At 69.9% G+C, this 17461-nt stretch carries 18 protein-coding genes; 11 read left to right on the forward strand and 7 right to left on the reverse strand.

Features of this window, described 5'->3' with window-relative positions:
* Window positions 1–20 precede the first annotated feature (20 nt).
* The 4 genes from paaD to AB0B91_RS19515 all read left to right on the forward strand — a co-directional run bounded on the left by paaD (window position 21) and on the right by AB0B91_RS19515 (window position 3270).
* Entirely contained in the window at window positions 21–527 is a 507-nt protein-coding gene (gene paaD, locus AB0B91_RS19500) for a 1,2-phenylacetyl-CoA epoxidase subunit PaaD (RefSeq protein WP_358322185.1), read from the forward strand.
* Between the two features lies 1 nt (window position 528).
* The gene (gene paaE / locus AB0B91_RS19505) at window positions 529–1620 is read left to right on the forward strand and encodes a 1,2-phenylacetyl-CoA epoxidase subunit PaaE (protein WP_358321087.1); all 1092 of its coding nucleotides are present in this window, start codon (window positions 529–531) and stop codon (window positions 1618–1620) included.
* Window positions 1621–1690: 70 nt separating this feature from the next.
* On the forward strand, window positions 1691–2431 hold the full coding sequence (locus AB0B91_RS19510; RefSeq protein ID WP_358321089.1) for an enoyl-CoA hydratase/isomerase family protein: 741 nt from the start codon (window positions 1691–1693) through the stop codon (window positions 2429–2431).
* A complete protein-coding gene (locus AB0B91_RS19515) occupies window positions 2428–3270 on the forward strand; it encodes a 3-hydroxyacyl-CoA dehydrogenase family protein (protein WP_358321092.1) in 843 nt (280 codons plus the stop codon). Before AB0B91_RS19510 ends, AB0B91_RS19515 begins: the two co-directional genes overlap by 4 nt.
* Window positions 3271–3279: 9 nt before the next feature.
* Here the strand turns inward: AB0B91_RS19515 and AB0B91_RS19520 are convergent, their stop codons facing one another.
* Window positions 3280–3909 (reverse strand): TetR/AcrR family transcriptional regulator, encoded by a 630-nt coding sequence (locus AB0B91_RS19520; protein WP_358321094.1) that lies wholly within the window; start codon window positions 3907–3909, stop codon window positions 3280–3282.
* A 41-nt stretch (window positions 3910–3950) separates the two neighbouring features.
* Window positions 3951–4634 (reverse strand): DUF4328 domain-containing protein, encoded by a 684-nt coding sequence (locus AB0B91_RS19525; protein WP_358321097.1) that lies wholly within the window; start codon window positions 4632–4634, stop codon window positions 3951–3953.
* A gap of 156 nt (window positions 4635–4790) precedes the next feature.
* Here AB0B91_RS19525 and AB0B91_RS19530 point away from each other — a divergent pair, with 156 nt between their 5' ends.
* The 4 genes from AB0B91_RS19530 (at window position 4791) to AB0B91_RS19545 (ending at window position 10123) form a co-directional block, all read left to right on the forward strand.
* Window positions 4791–5318 (forward strand): hypothetical protein, encoded by a 528-nt coding sequence (locus AB0B91_RS19530; protein WP_358321100.1) that lies wholly within the window; start codon window positions 4791–4793, stop codon window positions 5316–5318.
* Window positions 5319–5692: 374 nt separating this feature from the next.
* On the forward strand, window positions 5693–7291 hold the full coding sequence (locus AB0B91_RS19535) for a phospholipase A2 (RefSeq protein WP_358321103.1): 1599 nt from the start codon (window positions 5693–5695) through the stop codon (window positions 7289–7291).
* A 205-nt stretch (window positions 7292–7496) separates the two neighbouring features.
* A complete protein-coding gene (locus tag AB0B91_RS19540; RefSeq protein ID WP_358321106.1) occupies window positions 7497–9518 on the forward strand; it encodes a S8 family serine peptidase in 2022 nt (673 codons plus the stop codon).
* A 125-nt stretch (window positions 9519–9643) separates the two neighbouring features.
* The gene (locus AB0B91_RS19545; RefSeq protein ID WP_358321108.1) at window positions 9644–10123 is read left to right on the forward strand and encodes a GNAT family N-acetyltransferase; all 480 of its coding nucleotides are present in this window, start codon (window positions 9644–9646) and stop codon (window positions 10121–10123) included.
* A 21-nt stretch (window positions 10124–10144) separates the two neighbouring features.
* Here AB0B91_RS19545 and AB0B91_RS19550 read toward each other — a convergent pair whose 3' ends face one another.
* Window positions 10145–11041 (reverse strand): alpha/beta hydrolase, encoded by an 897-nt coding sequence (locus tag AB0B91_RS19550; RefSeq protein ID WP_358321111.1) that lies wholly within the window; start codon window positions 11039–11041, stop codon window positions 10145–10147.
* On the opposite strand from AB0B91_RS19550, the gene AB0B91_RS19555 reads away from it, so the two are divergent.
* On the forward strand, window positions 11040–12170 hold the full coding sequence (locus AB0B91_RS19555) for a helix-turn-helix domain-containing protein (protein ID WP_358321114.1): 1131 nt from the start codon (window positions 11040–11042) through the stop codon (window positions 12168–12170). The two genes, AB0B91_RS19550 and AB0B91_RS19555, sit on opposite strands and share 2 nt — an antisense overlap.
* Before the next feature lie 36 nt (window positions 12171–12206).
* Here the strand turns inward: AB0B91_RS19555 and AB0B91_RS19560 are convergent, their stop codons facing one another.
* A complete protein-coding gene (locus AB0B91_RS19560) occupies window positions 12207–13235 on the reverse strand; it encodes an alcohol dehydrogenase catalytic domain-containing protein (protein WP_358321117.1) in 1029 nt (342 codons plus the stop codon).
* Window positions 13236–13393: 158 nt separating this feature from the next.
* Window positions 13394–14287, reverse strand: coding sequence for an MBL fold metallo-hydrolase (locus AB0B91_RS19565; protein ID WP_358321120.1), 894 nt, complete (start codon window positions 14285–14287; stop codon window positions 13394–13396).
* Window positions 14288–14366: 79 nt separating this feature from the next.
* Here AB0B91_RS19565 and AB0B91_RS19570 point away from each other — a divergent pair, with 79 nt between their 5' ends.
* A complete protein-coding gene (locus tag AB0B91_RS19570) occupies window positions 14367–15233 on the forward strand; it encodes a LysR family transcriptional regulator (RefSeq protein ID WP_358321123.1) in 867 nt (288 codons plus the stop codon).
* Between the two features lie 6 nt (window positions 15234–15239).
* Here the strand turns inward: AB0B91_RS19570 and AB0B91_RS19575 are convergent, their stop codons facing one another.
* Together AB0B91_RS19575 and AB0B91_RS19580 are read right to left on the reverse strand one after the other, a co-directional pair.
* A complete protein-coding gene (locus tag AB0B91_RS19575) occupies window positions 15240–15695 on the reverse strand; it encodes a nitroreductase/quinone reductase family protein (RefSeq protein WP_358321126.1) in 456 nt (151 codons plus the stop codon).
* Window positions 15696–15728: 33 nt separating this feature from the next.
* Window positions 15729–16799, reverse strand: a complete 1071-nt coding sequence (locus AB0B91_RS19580; RefSeq protein ID WP_358321129.1) for an alkene reductase — start codon at window positions 16797–16799, stop codon at window positions 15729–15731.
* Between the two features lie 163 nt (window positions 16800–16962).
* Between AB0B91_RS19580 and AB0B91_RS19585 the strand changes: the two genes are divergently transcribed.
* The gene (locus AB0B91_RS19585; protein WP_358321130.1) at window positions 16963–17457 is read left to right on the forward strand and encodes a MarR family transcriptional regulator; all 495 of its coding nucleotides are present in this window, start codon (window positions 16963–16965) and stop codon (window positions 17455–17457) included.
* Window positions 17458–17461 lie beyond the last annotated feature (4 nt).

Genomic DNA, 17461 nt, shown 5'->3' on the forward strand with positions numbered 1-17461 from the left:
CCGAGCGGGCGCCGGCGAGGATCCGAGAGCGGGCCGTCGAGGTCGCCGGGCAGGTACGCGACCCCGAGATGCCGATGCTCACCCTCGCCGATCTCGGCGTCCTGCGCGGTGTCGATGTGGAGCGGACGGCGGACGGCCACGAGCTCGTCATCGCCTCGATCACCCCGACCTACACCGGCTGCCCGGCCATGGCCACCATGCGCGACGACCTCGTCCACCGCCTGAACGACGCGGGCTTCCCCCACGTCGAGGTACGCGTCGTGCTCGACCCGCCCTGGTCGAGCGACTGGATCTCCGAACGCGGCCGCACCGCCCTGCGGGAGGCCGGCCTGTCGGCGCCCGGCCCGGCCCGCCGGACGTCCGGGCCCATCGCGCTCACGCTCGGACCGGCGCGGTCCGCCCCGACCTGTCCGCGCTGCGGTTCGGCGGCCACCCGGCTGACCTCCGAATTCGGCGCCACCGCCTGCAAGGCCCTCTACACCTGTACCGACTGCCTTGAGCCGTTCGAGCATGTCAAGGAGATATGAGATGACCACGCTCGCGCCCGGACCGGCGCCGACCCGGGCGTCCGCCACCTTCCGGCCGCTGACCGTGGCGGCGGTCGACCACCTGTGCGAGGACGCCGCGGCGATCACGTTCGCCGTGCCCGACGAACTGCGCGAGGCGTACACCTTCCAGGCGGGGCAGTCGCTCACCCTTCGCCGCGTCGTGGACGGGCGGGAGCACCGGCGGTCCTACTCGATCTGCGCGCCGGCCGGCGCCGCGCCGCGCATCGGGGTCCGCGAGATACCGGGCGGGCTCTTCTCCTCCTGGCTCGTCCGCGAGGTGGTGCCGGGAACGCGGATCGACGTGCAGACTCCGACCGGCTCCTGGCGGGCCGACCCGGCACGGGGAGAGCGGCACCTGTGCATCGCCGCCGGGTCGGGCATCACCCCGATGCTGTCGGTCGCCTCGACGGTGCTGGCCCACCCCGGCGCCCAGGTGTCGCTCCTGTACGGCAACCGCACGAGCCGCACCGTGATGTTCACCGAGGAACTCGGCGACCTGAAGAACCGCTACGGTGCCCGGTTCCAGCTGGTTCACGTCCTGTCGCGGGAGCCGCGCGAGGTGGAGCTGTTCTCGGGCCGGCTCGACGGTGACCGATTGCGCCGCCTGCTCACCGATCTGGTGCCGGTCGAGGTGTTCGATCATGTCTGGCTCTGCGGACCACTGCGCATGATCCAGGACGCGCGGGCGGTGCTGACCGACCTCGCCGTCCCCGCGCGGAACGTCCACGTCGAACTCTTCTACGTCGACGAGCCGCCACCGCGACCGCGGCGGGCCGACGAGGTGCCGGCCGGCGCGACCAGCGTCCTGACGACGGTGCTCGACGGGCTGCGGGCGACGTCGACCGTGTCCCGGGAGACGACGCTCCTCGACGGCGCCCAGGCCACGCGCGCCGACCTGCCGTTCGCGTGCAAGGGCGGCGTCTGCGGAACGTGCCGGGCCGTCGTCCGTGAGGGTGCGGTCGACATGCGCCGCAACTACGCCCTCGAACCGTCCGAGGTGGACGCCGGGTTCGTGCTCACCTGCCAGACGTTCCCGGTCGGCGAGAGTGTCACCGTCGACTACGACGCCTGATCTTGTTCCTTGATGGATAGGAGCCCTTCGTGACCCACTCCTGCGTACGGACGCCGACAGGACACCCGAAATGACGCTGATCATCGAAGAAGCGGCCGACCGGGTCGTGTGGCGGCTCAACAGACCCGAGGTCCGCAACGCGATCGACCGCGAGCTGGTCTCCGCGCTCCACCAGGCGTGCGCCGCCGTCGAAGAGGAGCCGCGCGTCGTCCTGATCACCGGCGAAGGGCCGGCCTTCGCGGCCGGGGCGGACATCGCCCAGCTCCGCGAACGCAACCGGGACGACGCGCTGCGGGGCATCAACTCGAAGATCTTCGACCGGATCCACCGGCTGCCGATGCCGACCGTGGCCCTCGTCGACGGGTACGCCCTGGGCGGCGGCGCCGAGCTCGCCTACGCCTGCGACTTCCGGATCGGCACACCGCGTACGCGCATCGGCAACCCGGAGACGGACCTCGGCATCATCGCGGCGGCCGGCGCGGCCTGGCGCCTGGCCGAACTCGTCGGCGAACCCCTGGCCAAGGAGATCCTGCTCGCCGGCCGCATCCTCACGGCCGACGAGGCACGGGCCGTACACCTGCTCAACGACGTCGTGGAGGCCGACGACCTGCTCGCCGCCGGCCATCGGCTCGCCGATCGCATTACCGCGCGGGCGCCCCTGGCGACCCGGCTGACCAAGGCCGTCTTCCACGCCCCGCGAGCCGCGCACCCGTTCATCGACGACGTCGCCCAGGCGATCCTGTTCGAGACAGAGGAGAAACACACCCGCATGACGGCATTCCTGGACCGGCGGCAGGAGCGGCGCTCATGACCCTGCCACGTACGGTGGGCGTCTTCGGCGGTGGGCGGATGGGGTCGGGGATCGCGCACGCGTTCCTCGCCTCGGGCAGCCACGTGATCGTCGTGGAGAACGACCCCGAGGCGGCTGACCGGGCCAGGACCCGGGTGACCGGCAGTCTGGCCAAGGCCCACGACAAAGGCCGGCTCGGGGTTCCGCTCCAGGACGCCGTCTCCCGGCTGCGGACGACGACCGACCCCGGCGAGCTGGCCCCCTGCGAGCTCGTCGTCGAGGCGGTCCCGGAGGACGCGGCGCTCAAGGCACAGGTGCTCGCCCTGGCCGAGCAGCGGGCGCCGGGCACGGTGCTCGCCTCCAACACCAGCAGCCTGTCGATCGACGGGCTGGCCGCCGGCCTGACCGCACCGGACCGCTTTCTCGGGCTGCACTTCTTCAACCCCGTCCCCGTGAGCGACCTCGTCGAGATCGTCACCGGGCGCCGCACCACGCCCGCGCTCGTGACGCAAGCCCAGGACTGGGTGGCCGCGCTCGGCAAGACACCGATCACGGTCTCGGACTCGCCGGGTTTCGCGAGCAGCCGCCTCGGCGTCTGCCTGGCGCTCGAGGCGATGCGGATGCTCGAGGAGGGTGTGGCGAGCGCGGCCGACATCGACACGGCGATGACCCTCGGCTACCGGCACCCGATGGGGCCGCTGCGGACCACCGACGTGGTGGGACTCGACGTACGGCTCGCCATCGCCGAACATCTGGCCCGCGAGCTCGGACCCCGTTTCGAGCCACCGCGGATCCTGCGCGACCTCGTGGCCGACGGGCACCTCGGCCGCAAGACCGGCCAGGGCTTCTACGCGTGGTGAGAGGTGGGTTCAGGGCTCGTGCTTGGTCAGGCCGTCGAAGGCGATGACGGTGATGGCGTCGGCGACCGTCGCCAGGTCGTACAGGCCGTCGGGGCGGTACCACTCGACCAGCGAGTTCACCATGCCGAACAGCAGCCGGCTCACCAGCGCCGGCGGCACGCTGTCACGCAGGGAGCCCTCCGCGACGGCGTCCGCGACGAGCGCGGCGAGGCGGTCGTCGAGCCAGCGGCGCCGCTCCAGGGCGGCCAGTTCGAGCCCGCTGTTGCCACGTACCCGCAGAAGGAGCGTGACGGAGGGCTGATGTGCCACGAGGACCTCGACGCTGCGCCGCACCACCTCGCGCAGCCGCTCGTAGGCGGTCGCCTCGGCCTGGTCGCGGGAGGCCGCGGTCACGGCCGCGGTGAGCTCGTCGAGGGCGTCGTCGAGGGCCTGGCCGAGCAGTTGCTCCTTGCTCGTGACGTGGTGGTAGATGGCCGGCTTCGTCAGCCCGAGCTCCTTGGCCAGGTCTCCCATGCTCGTGGCGTCGTACCCCTTGCGATTGAACAGCTCCACCGCGGCGCGCAGGATCGCCGCCTGGTCGTAGCCGGGACGGCCACGACCACGGCGCGGAGTCGGTTCGGCGGGCTCGCTCGTCGTCACGAATGCAGCATCTCACGGCAGATCAGACGCCCTTCCCCGGCCTAGGCGGGCTGGGCGGGCTGGGCGGAGGGCGCCAGCCGCCGCGTTTCCTGCGCGTTGGTGATCCGCAGGATCACCGCGGCGGCGAGTGCCGCGGCGACCATCCACATCGCGAGGTTCACCAGGTCGAACTTGGCCGCGGCGGCGATCCCTTCCAGGTCGTCGGTCTTGATGATCAGTCTGACGACCACGTAGGACACCCAGGAGCTGAGCAGCCAGGCCGTCCACCAGGCGATGATCACTCCGGAGCGCGGTGGCTGGTCGATCCGCCGGGAGGCGCGCCAGATGTCGTCGATGATCTGCTTCGGGAACCAGAGGGCGAGGATCGGGGCGATCCAGCCGAAGATCAGCCAGTGCTTGCGGTGGCGGTGTCCGTCGGGCTCCAGCACGTCGGCGTTCGCCCGGACCCGGAACATCCACATCAGGAACGCCAGGCCGGCCACGAAGTAGACCGCCGTCTCCACGTATCCAGACGTGGCGTAGATCATGTCGCTCGTGTTGATCTCCGCCTCGCTGACGGCGTCGGGGTCGCTGATCAGCCGGTTGATGAGCGCCACTTCCCGTAAGTCGACCACGGCGACGGCGAGGCCTGTGAGGCAGTCGAGCGCCAGCGCGCCGAGTGCGAGGTTGGCCAGGAGGCGTACCGGACGTAACGGCAGTGGCGGTGTGAACGGTGGCGGGTACATGGGGCGCCCTTCAAAGACCGAGACCGACGAGATGGCCTGCCAGTATCGCCACGCCGGCGAGCGGGATGGAATGAAGTCCCCGGCCTCGGCACCCTTTCGTGATCAACACGACCGGGGTTGACGACGCGGAGCGTGGTCGCCGTAGGATCGCCGCCCATGATCACGACTATCGCGCTCAGCGCTTCTCTCGCTCTGAGCGGTTCGCCCGCTCATGTCGCCACCAAGCCGGTCACGTTCCAGGGGTTCACCCTCCAGGTCCCCGCCCAGTGGAAGGTCAAGAAGAAGGGGGTCGATCTGCGCGTCGTCACCGGCGCCTGCTCCGCTCGGGCCGCCGAGTGCGAGGGCTTCCTGCTGGGCGGCCCCCAGGCGGTCAAGTACGCCTCCGAGGGCAGCGCGTACCGGCTTGGCCGGCCCTACCATCCCAGCAGCGGCGTGATCGAGTGCGTGCCGATGAAGAAGTACTACAGCGGGCAGGCCACCCGCGTAAGGACCTCGACGGTGGCGTTCGGGACCGGGCAGCGGGCGCGGTTCACCGAGTGGAAGGTGTCCTGCGACGGCAGCAGGACGAAGGTCGCCTCCTACACCCAGCGCGTCTGGTACGTGAAGGCCAAGAAGGTGATCGTCGTCGACCACTGGAAGACGCCGGGCCTGGGCGCCATCCTCGGCAAGGCCGTGTGGAAGTAGCCGGCACCCTTGAGCGGCGGGCGCGAACGGCTGCGGTCAGCAGACCCGCGCCCGCCGCGTTTCCCACGGTCTCGCATTTTGTGAATGGCCGAATAAGCCCTCACACATGCCCCCGAGGTCATTATTATCGAAGCCTCCACACCGTCGCCATAAATTCACCATAAACTCGCCATACAACCCCTCGACCTGCGTGAACGCATAAATAAATCACCCCCGGGGACATGGCCGCACAGGCGATTCGAACCTCGTTCCAATGGAGCTCTTGTCAAAACGATTTACCAACACTTACTCTCCAGGTGATCAAATCACTTTCTGTCTTTACCTGGAGGCACCACTTGCGCCGATTAGCGCTTCCTGTCGCCCTCACGGCGTCAATGCTCTTCCCCTTCCTCGCCCCTGAGGTCGCCGTCGCCGCCTCCGCCGCCACGGCCGCCACCGTGACCGCGGATCCGCCGCTGGCCAACGTTCAGGAGATCGGCCCCGGCCAGTACTCCGCCGACACCAAAACCTTCCAGCTCACCGAACTGGACGTGTCCGCCGGCGCGATCAGCCGCAAGCATGGTGTGGCTATGACCACCGGCGACCTGGCCCGGCCGCAGTCGGCCCCGGCCACCCGCCCCGAATTGGGGGTCTTCGGGCCGGGCTGGCAGGCCGAGTTCGCCGGTGGGCAGATCAACCGGAAACTGGAGAGCCAGAACGGCACGTTCGTCGTCACTGACCTCGAGGAAGGGACGTCGACCAGCTACCCCCTGAAGAGCAGCGTCTCCTTCCCCGACGGCGGCGGCGTCCAGACGTACGAGGCCACCGACGGATCCAAGATCACCCAAACCACCAAGTGGGACGCGCTCATCGGAGTGATGCGCACCACGACAGTCGAGTCGTTCACGACAGATTTGGGTCCCGTGGACGAGGGCAAGGAGCCCTTGACCAACCCCGACGGCACGCCCGTCAGCGCCGCCGACCTCCAGTTCACCTACACCTGGTCACGGGAGTCCGGGGCGCCGAGCGCCGACCCCTGGCGGGTGATCAGCGTGGGCACCGCCGCCCTCGGCAAGTCCACGGTCGCCTACGACGCCCAGGGCCGGGTCAGCACCGTCAAGGAACCGGCGCGCGGCGAGAACCCTGCGTCCGTCACCAAGTTCACCTACGCCGCGACCACCACGGCCGCCGGCACCTCCCTCGGCGACTTCGCGGGCCGGCTCAAGGAAGTCACCGTCACCTCCGGAACCGAGGCGCCGCAGACCGAGGCCAGCTACGCCTACGACCTGAACGGCCTCCTGCGCAACGTGACCGACCCCAGCGTCGGCGCCACTCAGGGGACCTATGCCTACGACTCGGTGGGACGCCTGTCATCGATCGAGTCCGCCATCAACGGCGCATGGCAGCTCACTTTCCCGGCGGGCGTCGCCGCTCCCCAGGTGACCGCCATCGGCACCGACACGCCGGCCAACGGCGGGACGACCGAGGGCGCGGCCGGGAGCGAGGACCCGAACGCCACCGAGCCGCCGGCCAGCGACTTCCTGCCGGACGGCGTGGACGTTGCGCAGTCCTACCCGAAGAAGTGTGACACGGCCAAGACCTGGATGTGGTACACGAAGTCGGGCTGCTCGGCCTGGGCATACCACGGCGGCAAATGGCGGCAGCCGGGCTGGAAGCGTACCGCCAGCGGCTTCAAGGTCCGGGGCATCGTCTACGACCACTGCACGAAGCCGGGAGCGGACCGCCCCCTCGGGTTCGACTTCCGACCGGCCTGTGACTCCCATGACTACGGGTATGGCCTGATGACCAACCAGAGGATGCACTACAGGTACTATCTCGACCGCACGTGGTTCCGAAAGGCCGACGTGGACACCCGCTTCTTCATCACCTTGAAGGACAAGGTGTGCGGGGGCTACTTCTTCCTGGTGCGGCCCAGCTGCAAGAGGATCGCGGCAGTCTATTACGCGGCCGTCCTTACTTTCGGTAGGCCCTAAGAACGGCGCGAGCAGAACGTAAACCTGCGCTGTGACCTTTCCTCGGGGGACCTTCCTTAGGGGCCTTTCCTCCGGGACCCTTCCTCAGGCCGGATGGCGGCATCGGCCGCCGTCCGGCCACCCCTCATGCCGGTGTCGTTTCCCTGCACCTCCTTTATGTAAGGCGCGGTACGTCATGAAATTACGAGTCTTAAACTGTCTCATCGTGGCGCTGGCGGCCACGGCGATCGGGACCGGGCCGGCCTACGCGGCGGAGGCCCCTTCAACGGCTTCTACAGCGACTCCCACAGCCGCCGCTTCGGCCGCTCCCTATATCGAGCCTCAGCTGAGCGCGCGGGTGGCCGCCACCGGCAAGATCAGAGTGAACGTGCTCAGCAAAACCCGCGCCGACATGCCGGACGCGGCCGCAAGCGGCCAGGTCGTCCGGCAACTGTCCCGCTTCCCCCTGACCACCCTGCACGTCGACCAGGCCGGCCTGGACCGGCTGTCCAAGCTGCCCAGCGTGATCAGCGTGAGCGAGGACAAACTAGCGCGGCCGTCACTGGCCGAGAGCATCCCGCTGATCGGCGCGGACAAGACCAGGGCCGCGGGCAAGACGGGCGCCGGCAGCGTGGTGGCCGTGCTGGACACCGGCGTCGCGGTCAACCACCCCTTCCTCAAAGACCGGGTGCTGGAGGAGGCCTGCTTCTCCACCATCGACGACAACTACTCCGCCACCAGCCTGTGTCCCGACGGCACCATCGCGCAGGAAGGGCCCGGCTCCGCCGACACCGACCAGGGCCCATGCGCCGTCGTCGCGCTGGGCTGCGCCCACGGCACGCACGTGGCCGGCATCGCGGTTGGTGACGGCACGGGCGTGACCGGCGCCCCGCCTGCCGGAGTCGCGCCCGGCGCCGAGGTCGTCGCCATCCAGGTGTTCACCAAGTTCAGCTCCGAAAGCGTGTGCGGGGCGGGCGCCGCCCCGTGCGTGGCCAGCTTCACCAGCGACCAGATCGCCGGCCTGGAGAAAGTGCTGGAACTGAAGGACGAAGGCGTGCCGCTGGTGGCCGCCAACCTCAGCCTGGGCGAAGGCCTGCACAGCGCCGCCTGCGACGACGACCTGCGCAAGAAGGTCATCGACAGCCTGCGCGCCGCCGGCGTGGCCACCGTGATCGCGGCCGGCAACAACGGCTACGGCGCCGCCGTGGCCGCCCCCGCCTGCGTGTCCTCGGCCATCACCGTCGGCGCCACCACCGACCAGGACGGCGTGGCCGCCTTCAGCAACCGTGGCGCGCTGCTGGACCTGTTCGCCCCCGGCGTGTCCATCGTCTCCTCCGTCCCCGGCGGCAAGTGGGCCGACATGAGCGGCACCTCGATGGCCGCCCCGCACGTCACCGGCGCCCTGGCCGTACTGCGCCAGGCCATGCCCGATGCCACGCTGGACCAGCTCGAAACTGCCTTGAAGACCACCGGCAAAGCCATCACCTACAGCGGCGTGACCACCCCCCGCATCCAGGTCGACGCCGCCGTACTGGGCAAGTCCCCCGACCCCGGCGCCTGGCCCACCCCGTACTACGAGAACATGAAGGACACCGCGATCCCCGACCACGGCACGGTGACCTCCTCCATCGCGGTCGCCGGCCTGCTCGGCACCGCGCCCGCCACCACCGAGGTGTACGTCGACATCCACCACACCTGGCGTGGCGAACTGAAGATCGACCTGATCGCGCCGGACGGCAAGGTCTACCCGCTGCAGGCCAACGACCCCAACGACAGCGCCGACATCCTGCACGAGACCTACCAGGTCAACGCCAGCGCGTCCCAGGCCAACGGCACCTGGAAACTCCGCGTGCAGGACGTCGAATGGCTCGACACCGGCTTCATCGACGGCTGGTCGCTCCGGCTGCCCTGCTTCGGCAACTGGGACGACACCGCCATCCCCGATCCCGGCGTCGCCCAATCCAGCATCGTCCTGGCCTGGCTCAACGGCAACGCCCCCACCCGCACCCATGTCCACGTCGAGATCGACCACACCTGGCGCGGTGACCTGAAGCTCGACCTGGTCGCGCCGGACGGCAAGGTGTACGCGCTACGTGCCGCCGATGCCAAGGACGGCACCGACAACATCGACGAGAGCTACTGGGTGAACGCCAGCGCCTCACCATCCAACGGCACCTGGAAACTCCGCGCGGAAGATCTCGCCAAGGGCGACAAGGGCTTCATCAACGGATGGACCCTGACGCTGTAGTGGCACCTGCTTGGACGGCTGCTCGCACGCCTGTCGCGGGCAGCCGTTCTCGGGTCCCTGCGGACTCGACCGCCGTGACGACGCCCGATTTGTGCCCTAAAGCGGGCCATTGAGATACTCCGCCCATGGAGACAAGCACGAGGACGGGCCGTCCCGTGGAATGGGCGCTGCGTTCCGCGGAGCCCGCGGATCTCGAGGCGATCGTGGAGCTGCGAGCGACGGTGATGCGCCCGGACCTGGAGCGGTTGGGACGGTTCGACGAGCATCGGGTCCGGCAGCGGCTGCGGGATGCCTTCTCTCCTCAGCACACCTCGGTCATCGTGGCCGACGGCGCCTTCGCGGGCTGCGTCGCTGTGCGCCCGGCCGAGGACGCGCGGTGGCTGGAGCATTTCTATCTCGATCCCCGCCTCCAGGGCCGGGGGCTCGGGTCGGCCGTCCTGCGGACACTGCTGGCCCGGACCGATGCCGACGACGTGCTCGTCCGCCTGAACGTCCTGCAGGGCAGCGCCGCCCGGCGGCTGTACGAGCGACACGGGTTCACCGTGGAGGCGCAGGACCCGGTCGACGTCTTCATGGTGCGACGGCCGGGTGCGGGCACCCCATGAGGTAGATCGGCCGCTACGACCTCAGTCGGCCAGGCCACGGCGCAGGGCGGCGGCGAGTTCGGCCAGTTGCCGCTGTGACACGTCAGCGGACAGGATCGCCTGCGACCCGTGGAAGGTGCCGGGCCACTGGTGCAGATCGACCGACACACCGGCCTGCAGCAGGCGCAGCGCGTAGCCCATGTCCTCGTCGCGGTTCGGGTCGAACTCCGCGGTGGCGATGTAGGCGGGTGGCAGGCCGGACAGGTCGGTGGCCCGTGCCGGGGCGGCGTACTGCGAGGCCACGGCGGTGCCCAGGTAGTAGCGCCACGATGCGGTGACCACATCGCGATTTATCCAGGGCGTGTCGGTGAAGTTCCGTGCCGACCAGGTCTCCTGCCGGTCGTCGAGCTCGGGCTCGTTGAGCAACTGGAAGCGGATCGGCGGCCCCTGCTCATCGCGCGCCCGCAGCGCCACCGCGGCCGCGAGCCCCCCGCCGGCGCTGTGGCCGCCGACCGCGATCCGCCCGGCGTCGATGCCGAGCTCGGCGGCGTGCTCGGCCGCCCAGGACACCACGGCGTAGACGTCGTCCAGCGCGGCCGGGAACCGATGCTCGGGAGCCAGCCGGTAGCCCACCGAGATCACCACCGCACCGGAGGCACCCGCGAGCCGGGCGGCCCAAAGGTGCTCGGTGTCCAGGTCACCCATGACGAATCCGCCACCGTGCAGCCAGACGACGGCGCCCTGGGCCTGGCGCGGGCGATAGATCCGCACCGCCACGTCCGGATCGGCGGGCACCATCCGGTCCTCGACCTCCAGGTCCGCGAGGTCCGCTGCCGGCCTCGCGGCGGCCGCCTTGGCGTAGTTCGCGCGGGCGGCGACCGGGTCGGCCAGCTCGACCCGGGGGATCAACGGGAGGAACGCTTCAAGTTCGGGATTCATGTCGACCATTCTCACGGTCGCCATTCCCGAGATCACCCGCCATCCGTCGGACATCCCCGCCTGGCCGCGCACCGATCGGCGCTATCCTCCTGCTATGGAGGCACTGGCCGAACGGCTGTCGCACCTGGACGCGCAGGCCGAAGGCGCGATTCGCGTCGTCCAGTTCTACGACACGCTGATGCGCCGCCGGGTGGACCTCCCCGCGCTCGCCCGGGCTTCGGCGGTCCTCGCCGAGTGCGTGGCCGGGTTGCGGCTCCACGGCACGGGCCGGGCGATCCGCATGGCGCCCGACGGCAGAAACGCCTCCACCCCGTCTGCTCCCGCGTCCACCACGATGCCGATCACCCTCGACGAGGAGGAGATCGGCACGGTATGGCTGGAGCGCCCCGGCCCACCCGTCCCCCTCGACGAACTGCTCCTGGACCGGCTCGCCATCGCCGCCGCGGCCGCCGCCGAGAAGTACGGTCCGGCCCGCACCACCATGGCCGACCCCGCGCTCGTCGAACTCGCGATCAGCACCGACAGCGACGACGCCGCCACCGCCCGGGCACTACGCCTGCTGGGGTTCGCCGCCGACCTGCCCATCCATGTCCTCGCCGTACGCTCACAGCTTCCCCTCGACCAGATCGCCGGCCGGCTCTGCCCCGCCCGCCCGGTGAAAGCGGCGCCACTCGCCGACGCGGGCGTCATCCTGGCCACCACCATCGACCCGGCCCGGCTCCCATCGGGCGTACGGGCGGGCATCGGCGCCACCGACAGCCCCAGCCGATCCTGGCAGCAAGCCCGCGCCGCCCTCCGCTTCACCACCGCACGCCAGCCGGTCATCCACTACGACGACCTGGGCGCCCTGACACTCCTGACCGAGATACCCCCCGACACCGCCCGGCACAACACCGACGTGACCGCCATCGCCCGCATGGCCGACAACCCGGAAGACCTGGAGACACTGGACGCCTACTGCGCCACCGGCTCCCTGCGTCAGGCCGCCGACCTCCTCCACCTGCACCACAGCAGCGTCGCCCGCCGCATCGAGCAACTCGCGAAGACCCTGCGCATCGACCTCACCGAACCCACCGGACTGACCCGCGCCAGACTCGCCCTCACCACATGGCGGCTCCTCAACGACTGAGAACCGGCCGAGTCCGGCGGCTGTGGTGCCCCACGATCAGTTGCCGGTGGTCAGGACCATGCGGAAGCGGGCCTGGCCGGAGAGCATCTTCTGGAACGCCGCACCGGCTTCCTCCAACGGAACCTCCTCGGTCCACGCCCGAACACCGCTCTGGGCGGCGAACCGCATGGTGTCCTGGATGTCGACTGCGTTGCCGGAAGCATGCCCGTACACCCGCTTGGCCCCGCCCACGAGCTGCAGGGCCGTGATGTCCAGCGGCTCCATGGCGACGCCGACGACGATGAGCTCACCGCGGCGCCCCAGCCCATCGACCGTCGCGGACATCGCCGCGGCGTTGGTCACCGTCGCCAGCACCACCTTGGCTCCCCCGCGGGCCTGCAGCGCGTCTGCCGGCTTCTCGATGGCGCTGTCGATGTAGTGAGACGCGCCGAGCTTGTGAGCCAGCGGCGCCTTTTCCGGACCGCGAGCCATCGCGACGGTGTCGAAGCCCATCTTCGAGGCGAACTGAACGCCCAGGTGCCCCAGACCACCCAGACCAAGGACCGCGACGGTGTCGCCTGAACGCGCGGAGCTGCGGCGCAGCGCGTTGTACACGGTCACGCCGGCGCAGGCCAGGGGCGCGGCTTCCACCGCCGTCACCCCGTCCGGGATCGCGGCCAGGGCGACGGCCGGCACCACGACGGCATCGGCGAACCCTCCGGCGTACGCGGCTCCCGGCACCTGGATCTCGGGACAGAGGACACCGTCTCCTTCCCTGCAGGCGTCACAGTGGCCGCAACTGCCGCCGTACCAGCCGACCGCGACCCGATCACCCACGGCCCAGCCGGTGACGTTGTCGCCGATCTCGTCGATGCGTCCCGCGATCTCGTGCCCTGGCGTGACGGGAAAGGTGGTGCCCGGAAGGTGCCCGGCGATGATCATCGCGTCGGAGTGACACACCCCGGACGCCTCGACGGTGACCCGCACCTGCCCTGGCCCCGGTTCCGGAGTATCGACCTGAACCAGCGACATGTCCCCGCCAGGCTGGGCGACCTGCATGGAACGGTGCATTGCGGAAGAAGACATGGCCGTCTCCTTTTCTTACGGAAAGCAGCCGCCTTACGGAGCGGCCTCTACCAGTCCACCATTTCACTTCGTTCATTCACTGCCTGTCGGACCCCCTGTCAAGCCCCGCGGGTCCGCTCGACCTCAGGAGAGGAAGACCAACAGGCGATGCGCCGGGGTCAGGCGTGCTCCGCGCAGAAGCAGCCCACGCCCTTTTCGATCCACTCCTGGCCGGCCCACTCCGGGTGGCGTTCGACCATCAGCGCCTTGACCTCCTCGACGATCGTCTCCTGGGTCATCGCCGAGTCGCGCCGTACCCAGGTCTCATCGCGCAGCAGCTCGAGATAGTCACGGACATCGACCAGCAACTGCTGGCCGGAGATGTCACCGTGGCCGGGCACCACCACGGTCGGATCGCTCGCGACCAGGCCGCGCATCACCTCGATCCAGCGCAGCCCCGAGACGTCGGTGTCGTACGGCGGGAACCACGGGAAGATCGAGAACTGTCCGGCGTCGACCAGATCACCCGTGAACAGCACGCCCGCATCGGGCACGGTCACCACCTGGTCGCCCTTGCTGTGCGCGCGGCCGGTGGCACGCAGTCGCACGACCCGGCCGCCCAGGTCGAGCTCGTACGCGCCGTCGTAGACCGCGTCCGGCGTGACCAGCTCGACGTCTTCCAGTTGCCGCGCGATCGGCGCGCCCAGGCCGCGGAACATCTCGAGGTAGCCTGGCCCCTTTCCGGCCAGGTCCGCTGCCTGCGCGCCGTTGACGAGGTACGTCGCCTCGCCCGCGAAGGCCTGCGCGCCGAACGCATGCTCAGGGTGGAAATGCGTCGTGGTCAGGTAGAGCTTGCGGCCCTTGGCGTATTCGGTCGCGAAGGCGAGCACCGTCTCGCCGTTGCGCGGGCCCATGCCGGTCTCGACGACCAGCACGGAGTGGTCGCCGCCGATGACGCCGATGTTGGGCACGAGCCCGACCCGGCGGTTCGGGATCACCACCAGGTCGCGGGCGAGTTCCCGGACCTGGGTGATCTCGACGATCGGCTCGTGGATGAGTGGTTCGGAAGACATGCTCCGACCCTGCCGCCGGCGCGCGCCCGGCGTCCAACACCGATCCCGCAAGCCCGATACCGTCCTGGTATCTTCGCTGATGATGGAGCTCCGCCTGCTGCGCTACTTCGTGGCCATCGCCGAGGAACGGCACTTCGGGCGGGCCGCCGCCCGGCTGCACATGACGCAACCGCCGCTGAGCCGGGCCATCAAGCAGTTGGAGACCGACCTGGGCGTCGTGCTGCTGCACCGTTCGGCCACCGGTGTCGAGCCCACTCCCGCCGGCGACGCGCTGTACATCGAGGCGCGTACGCTGCTGGAACAGGCCGAGCAGGCACGCGCGCGAGTGACGGCGGCCGCCGGCGCCGTGACGCTCACCATCGGCACGCTCGCCGACAGCGCCGAAGAGGCCGGCACGCGCCTGGCCGCGACCTTCCGCAGCCGCCATCCCAAGGTCTCGATCCGGATCCGTGAGGCGGACTTCACCGACCCCACCACGGGACTGCGCAACGGCCTGGCCGACGTGGCGCTGACCCGATTGCCCTTCGACGACACCGGCATCAGCACGCGGGTGTTGCGTACCGATCCGATCGGGGTCGTCCTGCGCGCGGACGACCCGCTGGCCGGCCGCGACACCGTGTGCCTGGCCGAGCTCGTCGACCGTCCCTGGTTCCAGCTGCCAGAAGGCACCGACCCGATCTGGCGCGCCTACTGGAACGGGGCGAGGCCCGTCGGCGAGCGGCCGGCCGGCCCGGTGGTCCGCACCGTCAACGAATGCATGCAGGCCGTCCTCTGGAACGGTACGGTCGGCATCGCACCGCTCATCCACGCCCTGCCCGAGGGGCTGACCTGGGCGCCCCTGACCGACATGCCCCCGAGCCGCCTCGTCGTCGCCTGGGCGACCGAGCACGAGAGCCCCCTGGTCCGCTCGTTCGCCCACATCGCCGTCAGTACGTACCGGTCGTAGCTCGGGTCAGGCGGGGGTCAAGCGGATGATCGGCAGCTCCCGGTCGGTCTTTTCCTGGTATTGCGCGAAGCGGGGTGCGGCGGTGGTGATCTGCTGCCAGGCCTGTTCGCGTTCGGCGCCGGCGAGTTGTTCGGAGGTGACGGGGACGGTACGGCCGTCGACCTCGATGGTGACCTTGTCGGGGTGGGCGGCGAGGTTGTAGTACCAGCCGGGGTTACCGGTGGCACCCATGGCGGAGGCGACGACGAGATAGCTGCCGTCGGGGCCGGGGAACCAGCCGACGGGGTTGGCGCGTTCGGCACCGCTCTTGGCGCCCACCGTCTTGAGGACCAGGGCGTTGAACCCCATCATCTGGCCCTTGCCCTTGCGGATGCGGCGGGCCGCGAACTTGTTGAACAGCCGGAACAGCGGCCCCGAGGGCTGGCGGGTGCCGTGGGTGCCCTTGCCGGTGCTGAAGCTCATATGTCCTCCACTCTCAGATACATGTCCGGACAATTAGCCGAGGGTTGGGTAATCGGTGTAGCCACGGTGGTCGCCGCCGAAGGATGTGCCGCGGTCGGGGGCGTTGTACGGGCCACCGGCGGCCAGGCGGGCGGGCAGGTCGGGGTTGGCCAGGAACAGCGCCCCGAAGGAGATGAGGTCGACGGTACCGTCCTCGATGAGGCCGAGGGCGTCGGGGCCGGTGGGCTCCATCCCGGTGAAGGGATTGAGGATGAAGGCGCCGGGCCAATCCGCGCGCAGCCGCAGCACCAGCTCCCGGACGCCAGGGGCTTCCATGAGGTGCAGGTAGGCGAGGCCGAGCGGGGCGAGTTCCGCCACCAGGGCGCCGTAGGTCTCCTCCAGGTCTTCCTCGGTGATGTCGTTGTAGGGGTTGCCCGGAGACAGGCGGATACCGGTCCGATCGGCGCCGATGGCGTCGGCGACCGCCGCGGCGACCTCGACCGCGAACCTGATCCTGTTGGCCGGGGTGCCGCCCCAGTCGTCAGTGCGCTGGTTGGCGCCGGAGGCGAGGAACTGGTGGACCAGATAGCCGTTGGCGCCGTGGATCTCCACGCCGTCGAAGCCGGCGTCGATCGCGTTGCGGGCGGCGGTGGCGAAGTCCCCGATCGTCTCGGCGATGTCCTCCTGCGACAGCTCCTTCGGCGTCATGAAGTCCTTCGGTCCCTCATGCGTGTAGACCTGGCCGGCCGCGGCGATCGGGGACGGCCCGACCGGGTACATCCCCTCGGGCAGGAAGTCGGTGTGCCCGACCCGGCCGGTGTGCATGAGCTGCGCGAAGATCACACCGCCCTGGGCGTGGACGGCGTCGGTGACCTTCCGCCAGGCCGCCACCTGCTGCGGCGAGTGCAGACCGGGAGTGTCGGGGTAGCCCTGGCCGATCACCGACGGCTGGGTGCCCTCGGTGATGATCAGCCCCGCCGCCGCGCGCTGGCCGTAGTAGGTCGCCATCAGCTCGGTTGGGGAGGCGCCGGGGCCATAGGCACGGCTGCGCGTCATCGGCGCCATCACGATGCGGTTGGCCAGACGGGTGCCGCCGAGCTCGTAGGGGTCGAATGCCGAAGTCATGATCACGTTCCTTGTCCTCACATACGGCAGCTCAGCCGCCGCGATTGACTGTCCGAACAAGTAATCACGGTAGTTCATTCCGCGGGCTGCTCCGCTCGGAGCGTGGGAGTGGGGCTAGACTTGTACTTGTTCGAGCACCTATCAGCGATTGCGAGGAACCCGCGTGGGCAGACCGAAGGATTACGGCGAGACCGCGGATGTCGCGCGTACGCCGTTGCCCGTCTCGGCCCAGGCAGGGGCGATGAACCACGCGATCATCCGCGTCGCACGCCTGCACCGCATGCTCGCCGCCCAGCTCCTGCGCCGCGTCGGCCTGCACCCCGCCCAGGAACTGGTGATGATGCAGCTGTGGGACCACGGTCCCCAGCGTCAGGTCGACCTGGTCCGGATGCTCGGCTCCGACGCCGCCACCATGACCCGCACCATCCAGCGCCTGGAGCACGCCGGGTTCGTCCGCCGCAAGCCCAGCCCCACCGACAAACGCGCCACCATCATCGAGGCCACCCCCGCCAGCCAGGCCGTACACCGGCAGATCGACGGCATCTGGGCCGAGCTCGAAACCGCCACCACCGCCGGCCTCACCCCCGACCAGCAGGCCGAAGCCCTCAAAGTCCTCCAGCAGATCGAGGACAGCCTCGCCCGTGCCGTCTCCGGCTGAGATC

The sequence above is a fragment of the Nonomuraea sp. NPDC049141 genome (assembly GCF_040648415.1).
Taxonomy (GTDB): Bacteria; Actinomycetota; Actinomycetes; order Streptosporangiales; family Streptosporangiaceae; genus Nonomuraea.

Coding starts and splice junctions, on each gene's coding strand:
- AB0B91_RS19545 (WP_358321108.1), top strand. CDS start 9,644: ATGGAGACAAGCACGAGGACGGGCCGTCCCGTGGAATGGGCGCTGCGT.
- AB0B91_RS19555 (WP_358321114.1), top strand. CDS start 11,040: ATGTCGACCATTCTCACGGTCGCCATTCCCGAGATCACCCGCCATCCG.
- AB0B91_RS19575 (WP_358321126.1), bottom strand. CDS start 15,695: ATGAGCTTCAGCACCGGCAAGGGCACCCACGGCACCCGCCAGCCCTCG.
- AB0B91_RS19570 (WP_358321123.1), top strand. CDS start 14,367: ATGATGGAGCTCCGCCTGCTGCGCTACTTCGTGGCCATCGCCGAGGAA.
- AB0B91_RS19565 (WP_358321120.1), bottom strand. CDS start 14,287: ATGTCTTCCGAACCACTCATCCACGAGCCGATCGTCGAGATCACCCAG.
- AB0B91_RS19580 (WP_358321129.1), bottom strand. CDS start 16,799: ATGACTTCGGCATTCGACCCCTACGAGCTCGGCGGCACCCGTCTGGCC.
- AB0B91_RS19535 (WP_358321103.1), top strand. CDS start 5,693: ATGCTCTTCCCCTTCCTCGCCCCTGAGGTCGCCGTCGCCGCCTCCGCC.
- AB0B91_RS19510 (WP_358321089.1), top strand. CDS start 1,691: ATGACGCTGATCATCGAAGAAGCGGCCGACCGGGTCGTGTGGCGGCTC.
- AB0B91_RS19530 (WP_358321100.1), top strand. CDS start 4,791: ATGATCACGACTATCGCGCTCAGCGCTTCTCTCGCTCTGAGCGGTTCG.
- AB0B91_RS19550 (WP_358321111.1), bottom strand. CDS start 11,041: ATGAATCCCGAACTTGAAGCGTTCCTCCCGTTGATCCCCCGGGTCGAG.
- paaE (WP_358321087.1), top strand. CDS start 529: ATGACCACGCTCGCGCCCGGACCGGCGCCGACCCGGGCGTCCGCCACC.
- AB0B91_RS19560 (WP_358321117.1), bottom strand. CDS start 13,235: ATGTCTTCTTCCGCAATGCACCGTTCCATGCAGGTCGCCCAGCCTGGC.
- AB0B91_RS19525 (WP_358321097.1), bottom strand. CDS start 4,634: ATGTACCCGCCACCGTTCACACCGCCACTGCCGTTACGTCCGGTACGC.
- AB0B91_RS19515 (WP_358321092.1), top strand. CDS start 2,428: ATGACCCTGCCACGTACGGTGGGCGTCTTCGGCGGTGGGCGGATGGGG.